This window comes from Flavobacterium sp. Leaf359, from assembly GCF_001423985.1.
In the GTDB taxonomy this organism is placed as follows: domain Bacteria; phylum Bacteroidota; class Bacteroidia; order Flavobacteriales; family Flavobacteriaceae; genus Flavobacterium; species Flavobacterium lindanitolerans.
Map to the genome: position 1 here is coordinate 189,573 of NZ_LMPW01000015.1, position 17,416 is coordinate 206,988.

Consider the following 17,416-nt stretch of genomic DNA (forward strand, 5'->3'; position numbering starts at 1 on the left):
AAGTTAGCTATTTCTTTTCGGGTTCGGTTCAATTTTAAGACAGAATTATTAATATTTTCCGCTAAGTAATTCACCACCAATTGGCACTTTTGTGTCCAATCCCAGCTTTTTCATCATTTCATAAGTTGTACAGATGGCGGCTGTTGTAACTGGAATTCCTATTTCTTTTTCAATCAGGTCTACAGCTTCCAAAGATGGCATTTGTACGCAGGCAGAAGCGACAAGTACATCAACATCTTTTAGATTGAGTCGTTTGTAGATATCTAAAAGATTCATAGGGTTTTGTGCCGCTACTTCTAAATTGTCAGGTATTTCCAAAGCTATAGAATCAACAACTTCAAATCCCTGATGTTCTATATAATCTACAACCAACTGCGTTAGCGGTTTCATATAAGGTGTAATGACGGCTACTTTTTTCGCTCCCAAAACTTTCAATCCGTTGATTAATGCACCGGCACTGGTCACGATTGGAGTAGGGAAGCCGTTCTTTACGGTTTCTTCATGTAGATTTGTCTCGGAAACGCAGTGATAGCCACGTCCCATACTCATAATGGCAACAAGGCAAGCATAACCCATCACGTCTACTTGAGCATCAGAAAGTTCCTGAGCACATTTCAAACTCATTGCGTCCATAGCTTCCAATTCTTCTTTGGTTACTTTTTTCATCCGCATCCTGCTGGAATGGAAAGTGAATCTTTCCGGTGCAATAGTTTCTCTGGAACGGAAGAGGGCCGGTATCTCGGTTTCCATCGTTGTATTGGATGAAGGAACTATCTGGCCTATTTTATATTTTTTCATTTTATTAAGTTATAAAGTCTAAAATTGTAAAGTCGAAAGTCAAACGTTGAAGGTCAAAAGTCTTAAATCTTAAATCAAAAATTATTGAATTTTCTTAATCGTATTCACTAACGTTCCAATTCCTTCTACAGTAGCTTCAACGACATCTCCATCCCACATCCATTCTTGCGGATCTCTTCCGGCGCCTACACCTGCAGGTGTCCCCGTCGCAATGACATCGCCTGCTTCGAGTGTGAAAACAGTACTTAGGTCTTCAATAAGGTCAGGAATTCTGAAAAGCATGTATTTTGTGTTTGAATTTTGCTTTTCAACACCGTTAACTGTCAGCGATAAATTAAGGTTGTGTGGGTCTTCGATTTCATCTTTGGTAACCAGAACAGGTCCCATTGGTGCGAAAGTATCCTGTCCTTTTGAAACAATCCATTGTCCTGCACGACGACAATCCCTGGCGCTGATATCATTGATAACGGTGTAGCCAAAAACATAATCCATAGCATTTTCTTTAGCAATGTATTTTCCTTTTTTGCTGATTATTACTGCCAATTCAACTTCCCAATCCAGTTGTTGCGTCAGTTTTGTGTTGTGAAGGATAGCTTCATCGGTACCAATCACTGCAGTTGGTGGTTTTGAGAAGATAACCGGCTGTTGTGGTAAATCTTTTGACGTATCTAGTGTTCTGGCTGATTCTGCTACATGTTCCGTATAATTCAGTCCAATACCAATAATATTTTTTCTTGGCTTGGTAATTGGAGCCAAAAGCTTTATTTCGTTTAAAGGAAGTGAAGCTGCAGCGATGGCACTTTCTGAAGAGGTTTTCAGAATTTCAGCAATTCTGTTAACTTCTTCCAATCCAAGGTCAATGAGTTCCAACATGGTTTTTGGAAATTCTTCATTGTGTTTGTGTGCAAACGCTTCCAGGTCAAGAACTGTGTCATTGTTGAAAATTCCAAGCTTTGGTTCTGAATTTTTATGCGTGAAAGTAACTAATTTCATTTTTTCGTTATAAGTATGGTTTTATGGTTGTATTTACTTTTCTTTTTTTTGACTTTTAGCTATTAACTATCTGGAATCCTCCGTTTTCTTCATAGGCTCTTTCCTGATATAGCCCTAAAGATTCAATAACCGGAAGGTCGTTAAAAGAGAACAGGCAGGCGTCTTCTGTTTCTGAAAGATTTACGTGTTCATGTACGGCCCACGAAGGAACACAAAAAATATCTCTTTCTTTCCAGTCATAACGTTTTCCGTTAATGACAGAATAGCCTTTGCCCTTGGCACATTGATAGACAAATGAACCGGTGTGTTGGTGTGCTTTTGTATGTTCACCAGCTCTTAGTAATTGCATGGATGCTCCCATGGTCTGCATGACATGGCCTCCGGTAACAGGATTGGAATAATGCATCAATATGCCATCATAAGGTGAGCCATCGTTTACCTGCGCAGCTTCTAATAAGGAAGGATAAACATTCTTCCAGGAATATTTGAATAAAGGAGAATAGGGTTTATCCCATACCTTGTCAGCGGGTAATAATCCTGAACCTCCATAAGTTAGAGGTGAAAAATTAACCGGATACTTTAATTTCTGTTTTCCATCATAAACAGCATAGTCATTAGCTTCCAGCGCATTTACCAAAGGAATATCCAGACCGTCCTGCCAGATACAGGTTTTTCCGCCTTCTGCAACACCATGTTCATGCCATGTGCTGTTGGGTGTAATTACAAAATCATTGACTTCAAATGTAATCTTATTGCCATCAACCACCGTATAGCCACCTTCACCTTCCATAATAAAACGTAGGGCAGAAGCTTTATGACGATGTGCCGATGTGCTTTCTCCCGGACGGGTAACCTGTATTCCGGTATACAACCAGCCAACGGCAGCGCTTACATCCTTTCGCTTGTCATTTACAAGATAAACCACACGGCGCCCGGCTTGTTCCGGAGTCACCAATTCTGATGATTTAAGTACCAGTTCTCTCAGGTTTTCATATTTCCAGAGCATAGGAACAGAGGAAGTACGCGGCTCCCAAGGTTCAATATCATTAGCTACAGTCCATAAGGCGCCGGCTCCCAAAGTTTCTAATTCTTTATAATAGGCCTCAAGTTCGGGAGTATCCTTAACCCGGGCTCTTCCAATTACGTCGTCGTTGAATTTTGATTCCATATTTGTTTGTTTTTCGTCTTCTTTTATCCAACCCTGCCAGGGTTTTGAACTCTGGCAGGGTTATAGAAGAAATTTTTATTCTATTATCAAACCATCAATATCAAACAAATCTTGATTTTGATTATGATACGCTATAAAATTATCTAAATTATAAAAGGCATCAATAACTTCTTTTCTTTTTATTTTGGTTGGTTTCTCAGAAATAATACTTCCGTATGAGGACCATGGATAATCGTTTATATTTTTGCAAAAACCATGATGTACAGGGTTGTTGTGAATGTAATAGATCAGTTTCTGAAAATAATCGTCTGATGTTGTCAATTTCCTGTGAAACGGTTTTTCAAATAAGCTTCCCGTTCTTTTAAAACGTTTGTTTATTGCCTGTGTATATGCATTAAACAGATGCGAGAACTGTTTAGATGCGCTTATTATTCTTGGTTTTTCAACGGTTGAATATTTTAGCTTGCGATTATCAATCTCATTTTGTGGTTTTATATAAACCAAAAGATGGAAATGATTTTTTAGCAGGCACCAGGCATAGGTTTCAGCTACAGGCTCTATATATTTTTCATATAGTCTTAGGAAATGATAATAACAATCAGCATCATAAAACAGATTGATACCATTATTTCCACGATTAAAAATGTGATAGAACTTTTCATGTTCTAATGGCTGTATTTTCATGTTGTATGGCGTTTATTTTTTATTTCGTTTAACCCTGTCAGGGTTCAAAACCCTGGCAGGGTTAAAGTTTATTTTTTAGAAAACTCTTCATGGTTATCTATAAAGGTAATCTTTCTTGTTGGAGCAACATTTACTCTAAGGTCGAAAATATCGAAACGGTTGTAATGTCCCAATATGTCGTGCATTTGTTTTGGCTGGATGCATTTAGACAGGTCAATATCAGCATAGACAATTCCTTCTTCGTCAATTAGCGGCTCACCAACAACTGCCCCATTAGGGCCTATTATGCCAGAGAAAGCGGAGTTTTTTCTGGTAAGTAATTCCTGAACATTGGGTACATCTTCTTTCAAGGCATCCATTATTTCCTGAGAAATTGTAGAACAGGAAACAATCGTAAATAATTTTCCTTCAAAAGAGTGGGCGGCAGCACGTATCTTTATTGCTTCGGCCATATTATAATCGGGTGGAGCAACAGGAAGTGAAATGTAATTGGCTATGTGAATCAATTCGCCTTGCGAAAGTAAAGTAAATCGAGCCAAAGTATTTGTATTTTCTCCACAGGCCAATGTCCCGATTGGACCTATTTCAGTAGGATATACTTTTAAAGAAGAACCATCACCGCTTGTCCATGTAAGTTTTTCAGCCCAGGTAGGTACGAGTTTACGGTGTCTCCCAATAAGTATTCCATTATTGTCTATAATCAGGTTGGTGTTATAAATTTCTCCGTAGCTGTTTCCTCTTTCGTTGATTCCAATTACAACATGCACGTTGTGTTCTTTGGCAGCCTGACATAGCTGTTGTACTTCGGGGCCATCTGTTGTTATGGAGCATTTGTATAAAACTTCATACCACTTACTGCCTTGTACAGGAGTCATAATCCAATTCCAATACGGATAGCCGGCAATAAAAACTTCAGGAAAAGCAACAAGAGAGGCTCCCTTTCCTGCAGCTTCCTTAATGAATGCTATGGCTTTATCTGTCGTGGCCTGTGCATTTAGGAATACCGGGGCGGTTTGTACTGCAGCGGCTTTAAATTTTGGAAATTCCATTTTATTGATGAATTTATGATTTATGATTTACGATTTTGGCTTAAATAGTCTATTATCTATTTTCTGATTTCTGATTTCTGATTTCTGATTTTGAATCTTAGCGTTCAGACAAAAAAGGAGTTATTTTTTGTTTCATGTCTTCAGTAAAAGGTTCAGATTTGATGTTTTCCCTATTGTTACTAATAGCTACATTCACGAGTGTAACTTCGCCTTCAAGACAGGTTTTTCCCTGTTGGTCTTCAAAACGGAATCCGCAAACCATTGAAGCACTGCCCAGATTTTTTACCCATAGATATTTGGTCAAAATTTCTCCCAATCGGGCCGCTTTCCTGAATTGTACTTTTAAATCGACTGTTGGAATACCATTGGTTTCGTGTATGGTAGCAAACGGACGTTCCAAAGCTTCTTCAAACCAATCTTCGACTAAGGCGTTCAGCATTTCGAGAAAACGAGGATAAAAGACTATTCCTGCATAATCAACATGCTGAAAACGTATTTTTTCCTCTTTAATAAAATAATTGCTCATAATTAAAATGGCTTTAAGGTATTTTTAAAAGCTTGCGGCAGCCGCTTTTTTCCAGAAAGAACGGAAATTTTCCGGTACCGTATTTTCATTTAACAAACAGCCATTTTCCAGTTCCGGATAGGTTTCTGCAAATGTCTGAATTTTGGTTCTGTCAACTCTCATGCTGACTACATGTCGGTCAACTTCATCCGGATGGCAGATTCCTGCAGAAGCCATGAGTTCCATAGCGCTTTTAACCGTTTCATGCTGAAAACGAGCTACTCGAATACTCTTTTCTTCGGGTACCAATCCTTTAACGAGTCTCGGGTCTTGAGTAGCGACCCCAGTAGGACATGTATTAGCGTGGCATTCCAAAGCCTGAATACAGCCTAAGGCGAACATCATTCCTCTGGCAGAGTTGCAAAGGTCTGCACCTGTTGCTAATGTCTTGATGATGTCAAAACCTGTAATAATCTTACCGCTGCATATGATTTTAATTTGATTTTTAATACCGAATCCAACGAGACAATCATATACAAAGGCCAATGCGTCTCTTAAAGGCATACCTACGTGATCAGAGTATTCCTGCGGAGCTGCACCGGTACCACCTTCGCCGCCATCAACTGTAATAAAATCAAAATAAGTTTCCGTTTCTACCATGGCTTTACAGATAGCGATAAATTCTGATTTGTTTCCAATACAGATTTTCATGCCAATTGGCTTTCCGCCAGAACCTTTTCGCAGTAGTTTGATGAAATCCATCAATTCCAAAGGTGTTGAAAAAGCAGAGTGCGTAGGAGGCGAAATAATGTCTTTTCCTTTGCTTACCAAACGTATGGCCGCAATTTCATCGGTTACTTTTTCTTTTGGTAATATCCCTCCATGTCCTGGTTTGGCACCTTGAGAGAATTTAATTTCAATCATTTTTACATTATCAAGAACGGCTCTTTTGGCATATTGTTCGTAAGAGAAATTACCATCATCGTCACGGCAACTGAAATAGCCTGTCCCGATATTCCAAACTACATCGCCGCCTTCCAAATGATATGGAGAAAGGCCACCTTCACCAGTGTTATGATAAAATCCGCCTTGTTTGGCACCGGCATTAAGTGCCTGTATCGCGTTACGGCTTAGGGAGCCAAAACTCATGGCGCTGATATTGTATAAACTGGCATCGTAAGGCTTTTCACATTGTGAAGACCCGATTCTGATTCTTGGATTACTATCGACCTTTGAGAAAGGAATAGCCTTGATGCTATGGTTAATCCATTGGTAACCTACTTCGTAGATATCTAACTGGGTACCAAAAGGGTTGGAGTCTGTCTCTTTTTTGCTTCGCTGGTAAACAAGGCTTCTTTCCAAACGGTTGAATGGCTTTCCGTCCAGGTCCTTTTCAATAAAGTATTGGCGAACACCCGGACCCAGAGATTCCAAAAGATAGCGCATTCTTCCAACAAGTGGAAAGTTTCTGCGGATTGTTTTTTTAGACTGGAACATGTCATACAATCCCATGATAATCAAAGGGATGAATATTAGTAATAGGAAGCTGGCTTTCCAGTTGATATAGGTCATTATACCGATAATGGCCAATATCGTGATGCTTAATACTACAAATGCTTTTCTCATTAGTTTTGTTTGTTTTTAAAAGAAATTATCAAGGATAATATTAGTGAATTTTCCTCAATTTCCCTTGCCAAAAGCCTTTAATTTGTATCGTTGGATTTTTCCTGTTTCTGTCTTTGGGAGCTGTTCCAGAAAACGGATTTCTCTTGGGTATTTATAAGGTGCGGCATTTTCTTTAAACCAGTCCTGTAAGCTCCTGACATACTCATCGCAAGCCTTTGATTTATCGGCTAAAACAACATAGGCACATACCAGCATACCGCGGTTTTCATCAGGTAGTCCTACTACTGCACATTCTGATATATCCTCATGTTTCAGCAATACACTTTCAACTTCTATAGCCGCAATGTTGTAACCGGAAGAAATAATCATGTCATCGCCGCGGGCTACAAACCAATAGTAACCATCTTCGTCTTTACGGAAAATGTCACCGGTAAGATTCCAGCCATCCTGTACGTATTCTTTTTGCTTGTCGGTACGGTTCAGGTATTTGCATCCGGTAATTCCTCTTACGGCTAATCTTCCCGGTTCATTGACACCCAATTCATTGCCCTTACGGTCTACGATACGGGCTTCATAACCCCGTATTGGCAATCCTGTAGCACCTTTTTTCATATTCTCTTCGTTAGAAGAAATGAAAATGTGCAGCATTTCTGTTGCCCCAATACCGTCAATAATTTTCAGGCCGGTGGCTTCATACCAATCTTCCCAGACTTTTTCAGGCAAAGTTTCGCCTGCTGATACACATTTGCGTAGTGATGAAATATCGTAGTCTTTGACTTTAGTGGCCAATACTCTCCAGGCTGTTGGGGCCGTGAATACAATAGAAACCTTATGGTTTTGTATGGCTTCCAGTAATAGTTCCGGACTCGGTTTTTCAATCAGGAATGTGGATGCTCCGAAATAAAAAGGGAAAAGAACAAGTCCTCCCAAACCAAAAGTAAAACCCAAAGGCGGACTACCGGTAAAAATATCTTCCGGAACGGGTTGTAAGGAATATTTTGGGAAAGCTTCACAGATAAGGAGTATGTCTTTGTGATAATGCGAGGTCATTTTCGGGTTTCCGGTAGTGCCGGACGTAAAACCAATTAGGGCAACCGAATCTGCTTTTGTTGGGAAATTCTCAAATTCCTTAGGTTTGTTATGCATTAGTGTTTCCAGCTTTGACAGGCTTTGTTCTGTACCGTCAAACGTGATGACCTGTTTGAGAAAAGTAGATTTCACTGAAGCTAATGCTTCTTCCAAACGATAATCGCAAAAAGCATGTGATATTTCGGCACTGTCAATCATGACTTCAAGTTCTTTTTCACGCAGCAAAGGCATTGTTGCGACCACGATACCGCCAGCCTTGAGCACGGCAAACCAGCAAGCCACAAACATTGGATTGTTGGCAGAACGTATCAGTACACGATTGCCTGAAACCAAACCCAAATCGTCAACCAGCACATGTGCAATCTGGTTCGCTTTTTCATATAAATCCTGATATGTCCAGTTTTTTTCAAAAGTGCGCATGGCAATATGATGGCCACGACCTTCTCTGACATGCGAATCCAATAATCTATCTACGCAGTTAAGTGCTTCCGGAAGCTGAAAATCCGGATGATTGTAAATATAATCCGGTTGCAGTTTTTGTGATGGCAGGTGCTTTTGTGCGAAATTATCTTGAAACATTTTTAATTACAATTTTCAAATTATAAACTATCAATTATCAACTATTTTTTATGGCTTTCCGGTTTTAACGCTTTCTTCATTCCTTCCACAGCTTTTCTTTCACTTAATTTATAAGGATAAAGATGTGAGATTCCCGCTTCATAGGCTTTGGGAATATCTCCGGCAGGATATTGTTCATAGGCCTGGGCGTTCCTTACAAAACCTGGGTCGAGTAGGAGTGGTCTTCCCAAAGCAACCAAATCAGCCCTTCTGTTGAGTATGATGGTATTAATTTGGTCGATATCCTGTATGGTTCCGGCAGTAATTACCGGAATTCCTGTAGAGTTTCTTACAGCGTCAGAAAATGGGGTCTGGTACATTCTTCCATAGGCGGGTTTTTGATGACTCACGGTATATCCCGAGGACACGTCAATACAATCGGCTCCGGCTTGTTGAAATGCTTTTGCTATTTCCAACACGTCTTCCGGTGTAATACCGCCATTAGCCCAGTCATTAGCTGAAATCCTTACAGAAATAGGACGGTTTTTATCAAAGTTTTCTCTTACAGCTTTGAATACTTCTAATGGAAATTTTAACCTATTGGTTACGGTTCCGCCATATTCATCCTTGCGGTTATTGGTTAGCGGTGAGAGAAATGAGGCTAACAGGTAGCCATGGTTGGCCTGTAATTCTATCATGTCAAATCCGGCCAGTTCTGCATTTTTTGCTGCATTGCGGAACTGCATAATGACATTCTCCATATCCTGCCTGTCCATTTCTTTTGGCACCGGCATCTTACTGTTGTAAGGTATAGCAGAAGGAGCGAGGAGTTTCCATGGAGTTTCAATTGGTTCATCATGACCTTCCCACGGGCGTTTTACAGCACCTCTTCGACCAGAGTGACCGAGTTGTATTCCTATTTTGCTTTTACTGTTCTGATGAATAAAATCAGTTATTTTTTTCCAGCTATCTATTTGTTGTTGAGAACTTATAAGCGGACAACCTAAAGTAATTTTTCCTTCTTCACTTACAGCAACGGATTCTGTTAAAATAAGTCCTACGCCACCTGTCGCACGGCTACCATAATGCACCAGATGCCAGTCAGAAACCAATCCGTCCTGGGCAGCATATTGCTCCATAGGAGCCATAACTATTCTGTTTTGCAGTTGCATTTGGCGAAGTTGATACGGAGTAAATGCCGGTGGTGTTTTAGTTTCAGTATTACCAATAGATTTATTAAAATCTTTTAGAACGGCATCTGTAAAAGAAGCATCTCTTATAGCAAGATTTTCCAGAGTAACTTTCTTAGAACGAGTCATAACTCCAAAGGCAAAAGGAAGAAAATCCTGTTGGATATGTCTGTCCATATCTTCAAACCATTCTAACGATACCTTGGCTGCATGCTGTATCATTTCCACGCGTTTGCGGCGACTTTGTTCGTACATTTGGAAAGCTTGCGGAATATCTTTTGGATGAGCGGTAATGGCATCGGCCAGGGCAATAGCACATTCCATTGCCAATTTGGTTCCTGAACCAATGGAATAGTGGGCTGTAGCTTTGGCATCGCCAAGGAGCACGATATTATCTTTATGCCAGACTGTATTGGTAATAATCGGAAAATTTCTCCAATGCGAACGATTGGAAATCAGCCCATGTCCGTCCAATTCTTCTTTGAAATGTTCAGAAAGCTTTTGTATGGTGCCTTCTTCATCTTCTGTCACGAAACCTGCTTTTTGCCATGTTTCAGGCGAAGTTTCAAATATCCAGGTGCTTTTTCCTTCCTCATACTGATAGGTGTGGGCTACGATAGGACCATAGGGTGTATTTCGGAAAAAATAAGTAAAAGCATCTAACGGACGGGTAGAGCCCATCCATACAAATTTATTTTTTTGGAGTGAGGAAGTGGTTCCGAAATCTGTAGCCTGCTTGTCGCGAAATAGGCTGTTAATGCCATCGCTGGCTACAATTACATCAGAGTCTTTAAATGCGGACAAATCTTCTACTACATGTTCAAAATGTAAAACAACACCTTCTTCCCGGCATCTTTGCTGCAATAGCTGTAATAATGTTTTTCTGGAACAGCCACAGAATCCATTTCCTGTAATACGTATTTTTTGGCCGTCGCGTGCAATATCCAAATCGTCCCAATAGGCAAACCGGCTTCGAATCAATTCATAGGATTTAGGGTCTCGCGACAGAAATTCACTTAGAGTTTCGTCTGAAAACACTACACCAAAACCAAAAGCATCATCTGCCTTGTTACGTTCATAGACGTCTATTTGAAATTCCGGATTGGCCTTTTTGGCTAGTATAGAAAAGTAGAGTCCTCCGGGACCGCCACCTATTACGGATATTTTCATTTTTATATTTTTTTAACCTACCCTGCCAGGGTTATAAACCCTGGCAGGGTGGGTTTCGTTTTGTTATTGTCTTTTAATTGCGAATATTTCTCCCAGTTTTGAGTAGTTCGATCCGGCGAGCCTTGCTACAGGCTTGTAGTTTTCCATATTAATCTTATGGTCGTCAAGCAATACCTTTTCGTCAAAATGAAACATCACGACCCTACCTATAACAACTGTAGCGCCGCCATATTTGTGTCCTTCAAGAGAATAATGGTGAACAAGCCTGCATTCAAAAGAAATGGGACTTTCCTTGACTCTTGGTGGACTTACTTTAACAGAAGGAACCGGAGTAAGGCCGGCCAGTTCAAATTCATCAATATCTGCGTGTACAGTCTGCGCGGTAGTATTCATGGCCTCAACAATATCTTCTGTAACCAGATTTACAACAAATTCTCCGGTAGCTAACGTATTGGCAAGGGTATCTTTTTTCTGCTGGTTGGAGTGGGCCGTTGCAAACATGACATGTGGTGGGTCGTCTCCAACAACATTAAAAAATGAAAAGGGAGCCAGATTATTAATACCATCTTCGCTTATGGTTGAAATCCATCCGATAGGCCTCGGAATAACAGCTCCGCTGATTAGTTTGTAGATGGCTTTTTGATCGAGTTCGTCAGGATTGAATTCCATTTTATTTGTGTTTGTACAAATTAAAGGAAATTTTTAGAATTATTTTTGAGGGTGTGTATTTTTAAGAGGGTAAAATTAGGAATAGTGTAAAAATAGAGAATTTCAAATTTGAAATTATGAATTTAGATAAATATAGGCTTTTATGTTGTTTTGTATTTTATTTGGTTTTTTTTAACATAAATGTGGAAATCCGTAAGGAAGTATGTTAATTCAATGGTAGTATTGGTAGAAGAAAAAACGGACAAAATATTGTTTTTCTCAGCTCTATTTTTAACCAACTACCACAAAAAAATGAAGCAAAAAGTACTCTTATTATTATTTTTTATTCCCTATTATCTCTTTTCCCAGGAATACATCTACAAAGAATTCGGACTCAATGAAGGTTTGCCCAGTCTGCAGGTTTACAATATATATCAGGACAAAAATGGCATTGTCTGGTTTGCTACTGATAGAGGAGTTGCCAATTACAACGGATATGAAATCAGATCGTTTGGTGTTAAGGACGGACTGTTGTCTAATGTTGTCCTGAGTTTTTATCCGCAAACAAATGGCAGGGTATATTGTTCTACTTTTGACAATACCTTATTTTATTTTGATGCTGATTTTAAAGGTTTCAAACCCTATAAATACAATTCTATCCTTACTAACACATTACGGCATAACCAGACGATACAAAGTGTTTATTTTGATAAAGAAGAAAACCTGCATGTAAGCTCCATTTTTAAATTGGGAAGGCTGGTTATCAATAACAAAGGTGCTATTGTTGAAAACATAAAAAGGAAAGCTTTACCTTCTTTCATAAAGGGAGAGGTTACCTATGTGGTTTACGAAAAACACGATAAAACGTTGTTTTACTATGTCACAGACGATATATCCAAACTAAGTCCGAAGTCGGTAAGTATGTTGAGCAGGGATGGAAAGGTTGAAATTATTGAATTGCCGGATTCAGAGTACTTGGTTTATAGAAATGAAAATGATATATCAGTACGGGATAAAAGCGGAAAGCTGATAACAAAAATTGAGAATAGTTTTCGCCCATTGGTAATAAAAGCGATTGACAGTTCTCATTTTTTTATCGGTTATCTATTTGGAGGCGGTACTATTGTCGATGTAAAAGGCAATGTAACGGCTTCATTTTTAAAAGACCAGTCTGTTACTAATTTTTTGATTGACAGAGAAGGCGGATATTGGTTTACGACTTTATATTCGGGTATATTTTATATCAAAGAGCCTAAGATTCGAATTTTTCGACAGAACAGTATCGATATGCCTATTTATTCTCTTACTAAAAATAGCAATAATGAACTTTTTGTAGGTTATGACAATGGCAGGATTTTAAAAATTGACCGGGATAATAATTCAATTGTCTATACCAATTCAAATAATATGAGACGATCCTTCATGGAGCATGATTCTCATACAGGCTATTCTTTATTGTTTTATCAGGATCAATTTGTCAAAAACAAAAAACAAGTCAAGGTTGAACCTCATCAGGCTTATGTTCTTAAATTTTCGGAACCTGCAGAAAAAGGAGTACTTGTTTCCCAACTTGGAGGAATTTATCAGGTTGATCTGAATGAGAACCAGCCGGAACGATTGATCTCACTTCCTTTCAGGGCGCAAGATGCTTGTTATTGGAAAGACGATATTTATATAGGCTCTCCACAAGGCGTGTATGTTTATACGCCTGAAGGAAAATTAAAAGCACTCAAAAACCAGAACAAGCTTTTTGGCTATAGAATAGACGATATTGATTATAATGAAAAGCGGAACGAACTCTATTTTGCCTCTTTAGGGCAAGGACTTATTATTTACGACAAAACAACCGAAAAAGTAAAAGCCATTACCAGAAAGGATGGCTTATTCAGCGATATTGTCAATGAGGTCCATATAGAAAATGAGAATGAAATCTGGGTGTGTACCAACTCCGGATTAAATAAAATTACTTTTGGTGCCAATGGAAAATTTGAGCTTACTGGTTTAAAAAGCTCCAACGGACTGCTTAATGATGGTATCAGTGATGTGGAAATCATAAACGGCAGGGTTTGGATTGCTTCAAAAAAAGGATTGGCCTATGCGCCAAAAGAATTGTTTGATGCAAGGGAGAACAATACAAATTATCTTTTAAGGGTAAAACAAGTACTTGTAAATGAAAAAGAAAGAGGTCTTGAATCTTTAAATGGCTTGTCTTATGATGAAAATAGGATTGAATTTAATTTTGAAGCGGTTTCATTAAAAAATGAGGGTAGACTGTTGTATAATTACAAATTAGAAGGCCTGGATAAAAAATGGTACAGTACCAAAAACAGAAAGATTACTTTTTCTTCACTACCACACGGAGATTACGTATTTAAGATTGCGGCACAGGACCCGAACATCATGCAGAATGCGGGTTTTCTTGAAATTCCGATACATATAAATGCACCTTTTTGGAAAAAAGCTTGGTTTATTGTACTCTCTGTTGTTGTTGCAGTATGTATTGTTTATTTCTTTTTCAAACTCCGTGTACTTTCTTATAATAAAGATATTTCCAGGGAACTGCTTCGTATTTTGGTCAAAAAAATAAAAAGAAAAGAAAACTATTTTGTCTTTAAAGAAGCAGGAAAAGATATCCGTATAAAAACCGATACGATTTTATATGTAAAATCATCCGGCAATTACATAGAGCTGGTAACTGAAAACAAAACCTATGTTGTACGTTGTAAAATAGGGGATTTTATTGATGTGACACCGGATTCATTAGAATACCTTAGAATTCATCGCTCTTATATTGTAAGGATTGATAAAGTAGACACCAAGTCTAAAACCGAAGTAATTATAAGAGGAGAAAAGCTTCCCGTAAGCGCATCTTATAACGATGCGATTGATAATCTTGTTTTTTGATAAAATAATTCGTCACAAGAAGATAATAATTCGTCCCAGGGCTTTTTTTGTCGGTCACTATTTCGATACCAATACGTCACAAATTACTATAAATAAGCATTTTATGATTTTGTTAAGAATAGTTTTGTCTCAGCTTTAATTCATGACTCAGGCGAATTCCTCCTAAAGATTTTTCCTGTTAAATGAATCATAAGCACAAACGAAACCCAAAACATTCATTAACTTAAATTGTAAAAAAATGAGAAAAAATTTAAAAAGCATTGGGCTGATTTTAGTGTTTATTTGTTCTTTGATTTATGTATCCTGTCACAAAGACGAAGTCTTCAGCGACGAGGAACAGTTGGCTGCCCGCGATACAGGATCTAAAAATGTAAGTTGCAATGGAAAAAGAATTCTACGGTTTAACACGCTGACTGATTTGCAACAGGCACATAGGCAACTATACCAGCAATATGAAAGCAATAATCAGGACGAACAGGTTCTTGCTAATTATGAAACTACCATTAACTTTTATTCATTACGAAAAAAGGCAGAGGATATGGCTGATGGTATTATTCCGGATGACCCTAATTTTGATGAGACAAAATTTACATTCGATCCTATTCTTGAAACATTGCTTAATCAGGATGGAATGATTATTATTGGTGACAGACTCTACATATGGGATACTGGCTGCCTTATTCAGAGTATTCCTTTTTCATGTGCCAATTATGACAATTTATTAGCTTTCTTTAACGCTGCAAGGACAAACTCTACGGATGCCATGCATTCAATTTTTGTGGACTATAACATGCAAAATATAAATACATGCGATGATACAAATTATGATTTTGAAACTATTTCTGAGAACGGGGGAAAGGTAGAACCTAATAGAGTAAAAACAAAAAGTAAAAACGGTTGCGGATATGAAGTAGTTATAAATAGCGATTTCGTTGCTTGCAACGGACAATGGAATACTTTTAAAATTTCTACCCAATTTATTAAGCCAATTGATGCAAATGATCCGCTAAATTTCTTTTATGTTTCAAGTGCTTTTGGAGATTTGAACGGACTAGAAATTAGCAGTTCTTTAGCAGGACCATATAATAATATTCCACTAACCTTTCAAGACCAAAATTATGGCTATCTGGTACCACTCCAAGAAGATTTTTATGTGCGTATACCAGCAGGAGATATCAATATTTTTACGATTAGTATTTTATCTTCAATAGAGCTTTTGCAAGGGAATTCCTGTCCTTCTTTTGATGCAGTAAATATTGATAATAGTTGTCCTTTTACTATAAAAGCCAATAAAAATTATGCTAATTCATCAGAGGCTTCCTGGACTTTTAGCATTACTGTACCGGCAACACCTGGCTGTGAGATTGGTGAAGGTAAAATATTATGGAATTTTGGAGATGGGACAATTGTTACGGGTGGTCTTACAGAAACGCATGTTTATTCCATGCCTTGTAGTATGCAGCATCTAACTGTTACTGCTACTATAGGAGGTCTGGCATGTGGTGTAACCGGCAAATTGCTGACAAAAGACAATATTCCTTATGGTAATCCGTGTATGAGAGAAAATTATAAATTCCCTACATATAAGAGTAATGTAAACGGAAAAAAATTGAAGCTTTCTGCAAAGATGAAAAGGAATGCTTCTGGGAAAACCGCTCTGAAACATGTATTTAAGTGGAGTGTACTTGGTAATAAAACAATTAAAAGCGTCGGGGCTATTTATAACCCGACTGCGAACAATGGCAGCTGTATGGAAGTCAATATAGCTTCTGTGATAGGACCAAAAACAACAAATGGAAAGAAACGCAACAAACAGAAAGAAAGGTTCTCAAGTTATTATCATATCAATGCTATGAATCCTTACAAGGTAATTTTTACGCATTCAAATGGATTTAACCATACGCTTACTGCAGACGATTTATATTGCAGCCAGTAAATTTTGATAAAGCTTTAAAATAAAACCGTCTCAAAATGAGACGGTTTTTATTTTGTGCATGTTATATAGCTTTTTAAAATGCCAATCTTGTCCTTAACACCTCCAATTGTTCATCCGTAAAATCAATATGGGTTACAAAGCGCACTAAATGCTTGCCAAATGATACACAATACACTTCATTTTGCTTCAATTTTTCTACAAAATCTGTAGAAGTAATATTTTGAGGCAATTGCGCCAGAATAATATTTGTGCTTACAGGATAGACTTTCTCAACCCAGGAATTTCCAGCTAACATTTTCCCTATTTCCTTTGCTCTGCGATGGTCATCTTTTAATAAGGCGATGTGATTATCCAGGGCATAAATACCTGCTGCAGCCAATGCTCCGGCTTGTCTCCAGCCGCCACCCATGGCTTTTCGATAACGTCTGGCCTGGTCAATAAAAGATTTTTTACCCAATAGTAATGAACCTACAGGACAACCAAGTCCTTTTGAAAGGCATATAGAAATGCTGTCAAAAGTTTTTCCGTAGTCTAACGGAGTTTGATCGGATTCTATCAGGGCATTGAAGAGTCTTGCCCCGTCTAAATGTAAGATAATGCCATTAGCATGACATACTTCTTTGATTTTTTTGATTTCATTAAAATCATAAATGCTTCCACCTCCTTTATTTACAGTATTTTCAAGAGATACCATTCGTGTAATGGGTTGGTGTACGTCATTGGCATTATTGATGTTTTCTTCTACCATTTTAGCGGTTATCCTTCCCAGATCACCTTCCAAAGGTCTGACAGAAGAGAATGCGTTCATGGCTATACCGCCACCTTCATACAAATAGATGTGGGAAAGTTTATCGCAAATTACCTCATCGCCCGGGCGTGTATGTACTTTTATTGCCAGTTGGTTGGTCATGGTGCCAGTTGGACAAAACAAAGCGGCTTCCATTCCAAACATCTTTGCGGCTTTTTCTTCTAAGGCATTTACTGACGGGTCTTCTCCATAGACATCATCCCCTAAAGGGGCTTTATTCATTGCCTCTTGCATTTGTGGAGTAGGTAGTGTAAGCGTATCGCTTCTTAAATCGATTTTCATTAGGCTGT

13 protein-coding genes are annotated in these 17,416 nt (G+C 38.4%); 2 read left to right on the plus strand and 11 right to left on the minus strand.

The annotated features are described in order from the left end of the window. Window positions 1-48 precede the first annotated feature (48 nt). The 10 genes from ASG38_RS16125 to ASG38_RS16170 form a co-directional block, all read right to left on the minus strand. Entirely contained in the window at window positions 49-798 is a 750-nt protein-coding gene (locus tag ASG38_RS16125) for an Asp/Glu racemase (protein WP_056073471.1), read from the minus strand. Between the two features lie 81 nt (window positions 799-879). Continuing rightward, window positions 880-1,791, minus strand: a complete 912-nt coding sequence (locus ASG38_RS16130) for a fumarylacetoacetate hydrolase family protein (RefSeq protein ID WP_056073473.1) — start codon at window positions 1,789-1,791, stop codon at window positions 880-882. Between the two features lie 55 nt (window positions 1,792-1,846). Continuing rightward, the gene (locus ASG38_RS16135) at window positions 1,847-2,959 is read right to left on the minus strand and encodes a cupin domain-containing protein (protein WP_056073475.1); all 1,113 of its coding nucleotides are present in this window, start codon (window positions 2,957-2,959) and stop codon (window positions 1,847-1,849) included. Window positions 2,960-3,034: 75 nt separating this feature from the next. Continuing rightward, window positions 3,035-3,643: a hypothetical protein gene (locus ASG38_RS16140; RefSeq protein WP_056073477.1), complete on the minus strand. Its 609-nt coding sequence runs from the start codon at window positions 3,641-3,643 to the stop codon at window positions 3,035-3,037. 68 nt (window positions 3,644-3,711) lie between these two features. Beyond that, a complete protein-coding gene (locus tag ASG38_RS16145; protein ID WP_056073479.1) occupies window positions 3,712-4,692 on the minus strand; it encodes a carbon-nitrogen hydrolase family protein in 981 nt (326 codons plus the stop codon). 97 nt (window positions 4,693-4,789) lie between these two features. After that, the gene (locus ASG38_RS16150; RefSeq protein ID WP_056073481.1) at window positions 4,790-5,218 is read right to left on the minus strand and encodes a thioesterase family protein; all 429 of its coding nucleotides are present in this window, start codon (window positions 5,216-5,218) and stop codon (window positions 4,790-4,792) included. A 24-nt stretch (window positions 5,219-5,242) separates the two neighbouring features. Next, entirely contained in the window at window positions 5,243-6,823 is a 1,581-nt protein-coding gene (locus ASG38_RS16155) for an FMN-binding glutamate synthase family protein (protein ID WP_056073483.1), read from the minus strand. Between the two features lie 54 nt (window positions 6,824-6,877). After that, a complete protein-coding gene (locus ASG38_RS16160; RefSeq protein WP_056073485.1) occupies window positions 6,878-8,491 on the minus strand; it encodes an AMP-binding protein in 1,614 nt (537 codons plus the stop codon). A gap of 41 nt (window positions 8,492-8,532) precedes the next feature. Continuing rightward, window positions 8,533-10,830, minus strand: coding sequence for an FAD-dependent monooxygenase (locus ASG38_RS16165; RefSeq protein WP_056073487.1), 2,298 nt, complete (start codon window positions 10,828-10,830; stop codon window positions 8,533-8,535). A gap of 63 nt (window positions 10,831-10,893) precedes the next feature. Then, entirely contained in the window at window positions 10,894-11,499 is a 606-nt protein-coding gene (locus tag ASG38_RS16170; protein WP_056073489.1) for a flavin reductase family protein, read from the minus strand. Window positions 11,500-11,790: 291 nt separating this feature from the next. Here ASG38_RS16170 and ASG38_RS16175 point away from each other — a divergent pair, with 291 nt between their 5' ends. Both ASG38_RS16175 and ASG38_RS16180 read left to right on the plus strand, forming a co-directional pair. Further along, window positions 11,791-14,382 carry a LytTR family transcriptional regulator DNA-binding domain-containing protein gene (locus ASG38_RS16175; protein WP_162239712.1) on the plus strand — a complete coding sequence of 864 codons (2,592 nt, stop codon included), beginning with the start codon at window positions 11,791-11,793 and terminating at the stop codon, window positions 14,380-14,382. Between the two features lie 238 nt (window positions 14,383-14,620). Beyond that, window positions 14,621-16,318, plus strand: a complete 1,698-nt coding sequence (locus ASG38_RS16180) for a hypothetical protein (RefSeq protein WP_056073493.1) — start codon at window positions 14,621-14,623, stop codon at window positions 16,316-16,318. Between the two features lie 73 nt (window positions 16,319-16,391). Here ASG38_RS16180 and ASG38_RS16185 read toward each other — a convergent pair whose 3' ends face one another. After that, window positions 16,392-17,408 carry a low specificity L-threonine aldolase gene (locus ASG38_RS16185; protein WP_056073495.1) on the minus strand — a complete coding sequence of 339 codons (1,017 nt, stop codon included), beginning with the start codon at window positions 17,406-17,408 and terminating at the stop codon, window positions 16,392-16,394. Between the last annotated feature and the right edge of the window lie 8 nt (window positions 17,409-17,416).

What these genes read in the sequence shown, in the direction of transcription:
- ASG38_RS16125 (WP_056073471.1), bottom strand. Translation starts at nt 798, where the DNA reads ATGAAAAAATATAAAATAGGCCAGATAGTTCCTTCATCCAATACAACG.
- ASG38_RS16130 (WP_056073473.1), bottom strand. Translation starts at nt 1,791, where the DNA reads ATGAAATTAGTTACTTTCACGCATAAAAATTCAGAACCAAAGCTTGGA.
- ASG38_RS16135 (WP_056073475.1), bottom strand. Translation starts at nt 2,959, where the DNA reads ATGGAATCAAAATTCAACGACGACGTAATTGGAAGAGCCCGGGTTAAG.
- ASG38_RS16140 (WP_056073477.1), bottom strand. Translation starts at nt 3,643, where the DNA reads ATGAAAATACAGCCATTAGAACATGAAAAGTTCTATCACATTTTTAAT.
- ASG38_RS16145 (WP_056073479.1), bottom strand. Translation starts at nt 4,692, where the DNA reads ATGGAATTTCCAAAATTTAAAGCCGCTGCAGTACAAACCGCCCCGGTA.
- ASG38_RS16150 (WP_056073481.1), bottom strand. Translation starts at nt 5,218, where the DNA reads ATGAGCAATTATTTTATTAAAGAGGAAAAAATACGTTTTCAGCATGTT.
- ASG38_RS16155 (WP_056073483.1), bottom strand. Translation starts at nt 6,823, where the DNA reads ATGAGAAAAGCATTTGTAGTATTAAGCATCACGATATTGGCCATTATC.
- ASG38_RS16160 (WP_056073485.1), bottom strand. Translation starts at nt 8,491, where the DNA reads ATGTTTCAAGATAATTTCGCACAAAAGCACCTGCCATCACAAAAACTG.
- ASG38_RS16165 (WP_056073487.1), bottom strand. Translation starts at nt 10,830, where the DNA reads ATGAAAATATCCGTAATAGGTGGCGGTCCCGGAGGACTCTACTTTTCT.
- ASG38_RS16170 (WP_056073489.1), bottom strand. Translation starts at nt 11,499, where the DNA reads ATGGAATTCAATCCTGACGAACTCGATCAAAAAGCCATCTACAAACTA.
- ASG38_RS16175 (WP_162239712.1), top strand. Translation starts at nt 11,791, where the DNA reads ATGAAGCAAAAAGTACTCTTATTATTATTTTTTATTCCCTATTATCTC.
- ASG38_RS16180 (WP_056073493.1), top strand. Translation starts at nt 14,621, where the DNA reads ATGAGAAAAAATTTAAAAAGCATTGGGCTGATTTTAGTGTTTATTTGT.
- ASG38_RS16185 (WP_056073495.1), bottom strand. Translation starts at nt 17,408, where the DNA reads ATGAAAATCGATTTAAGAAGCGATACGCTTACACTACCTACTCCACAA.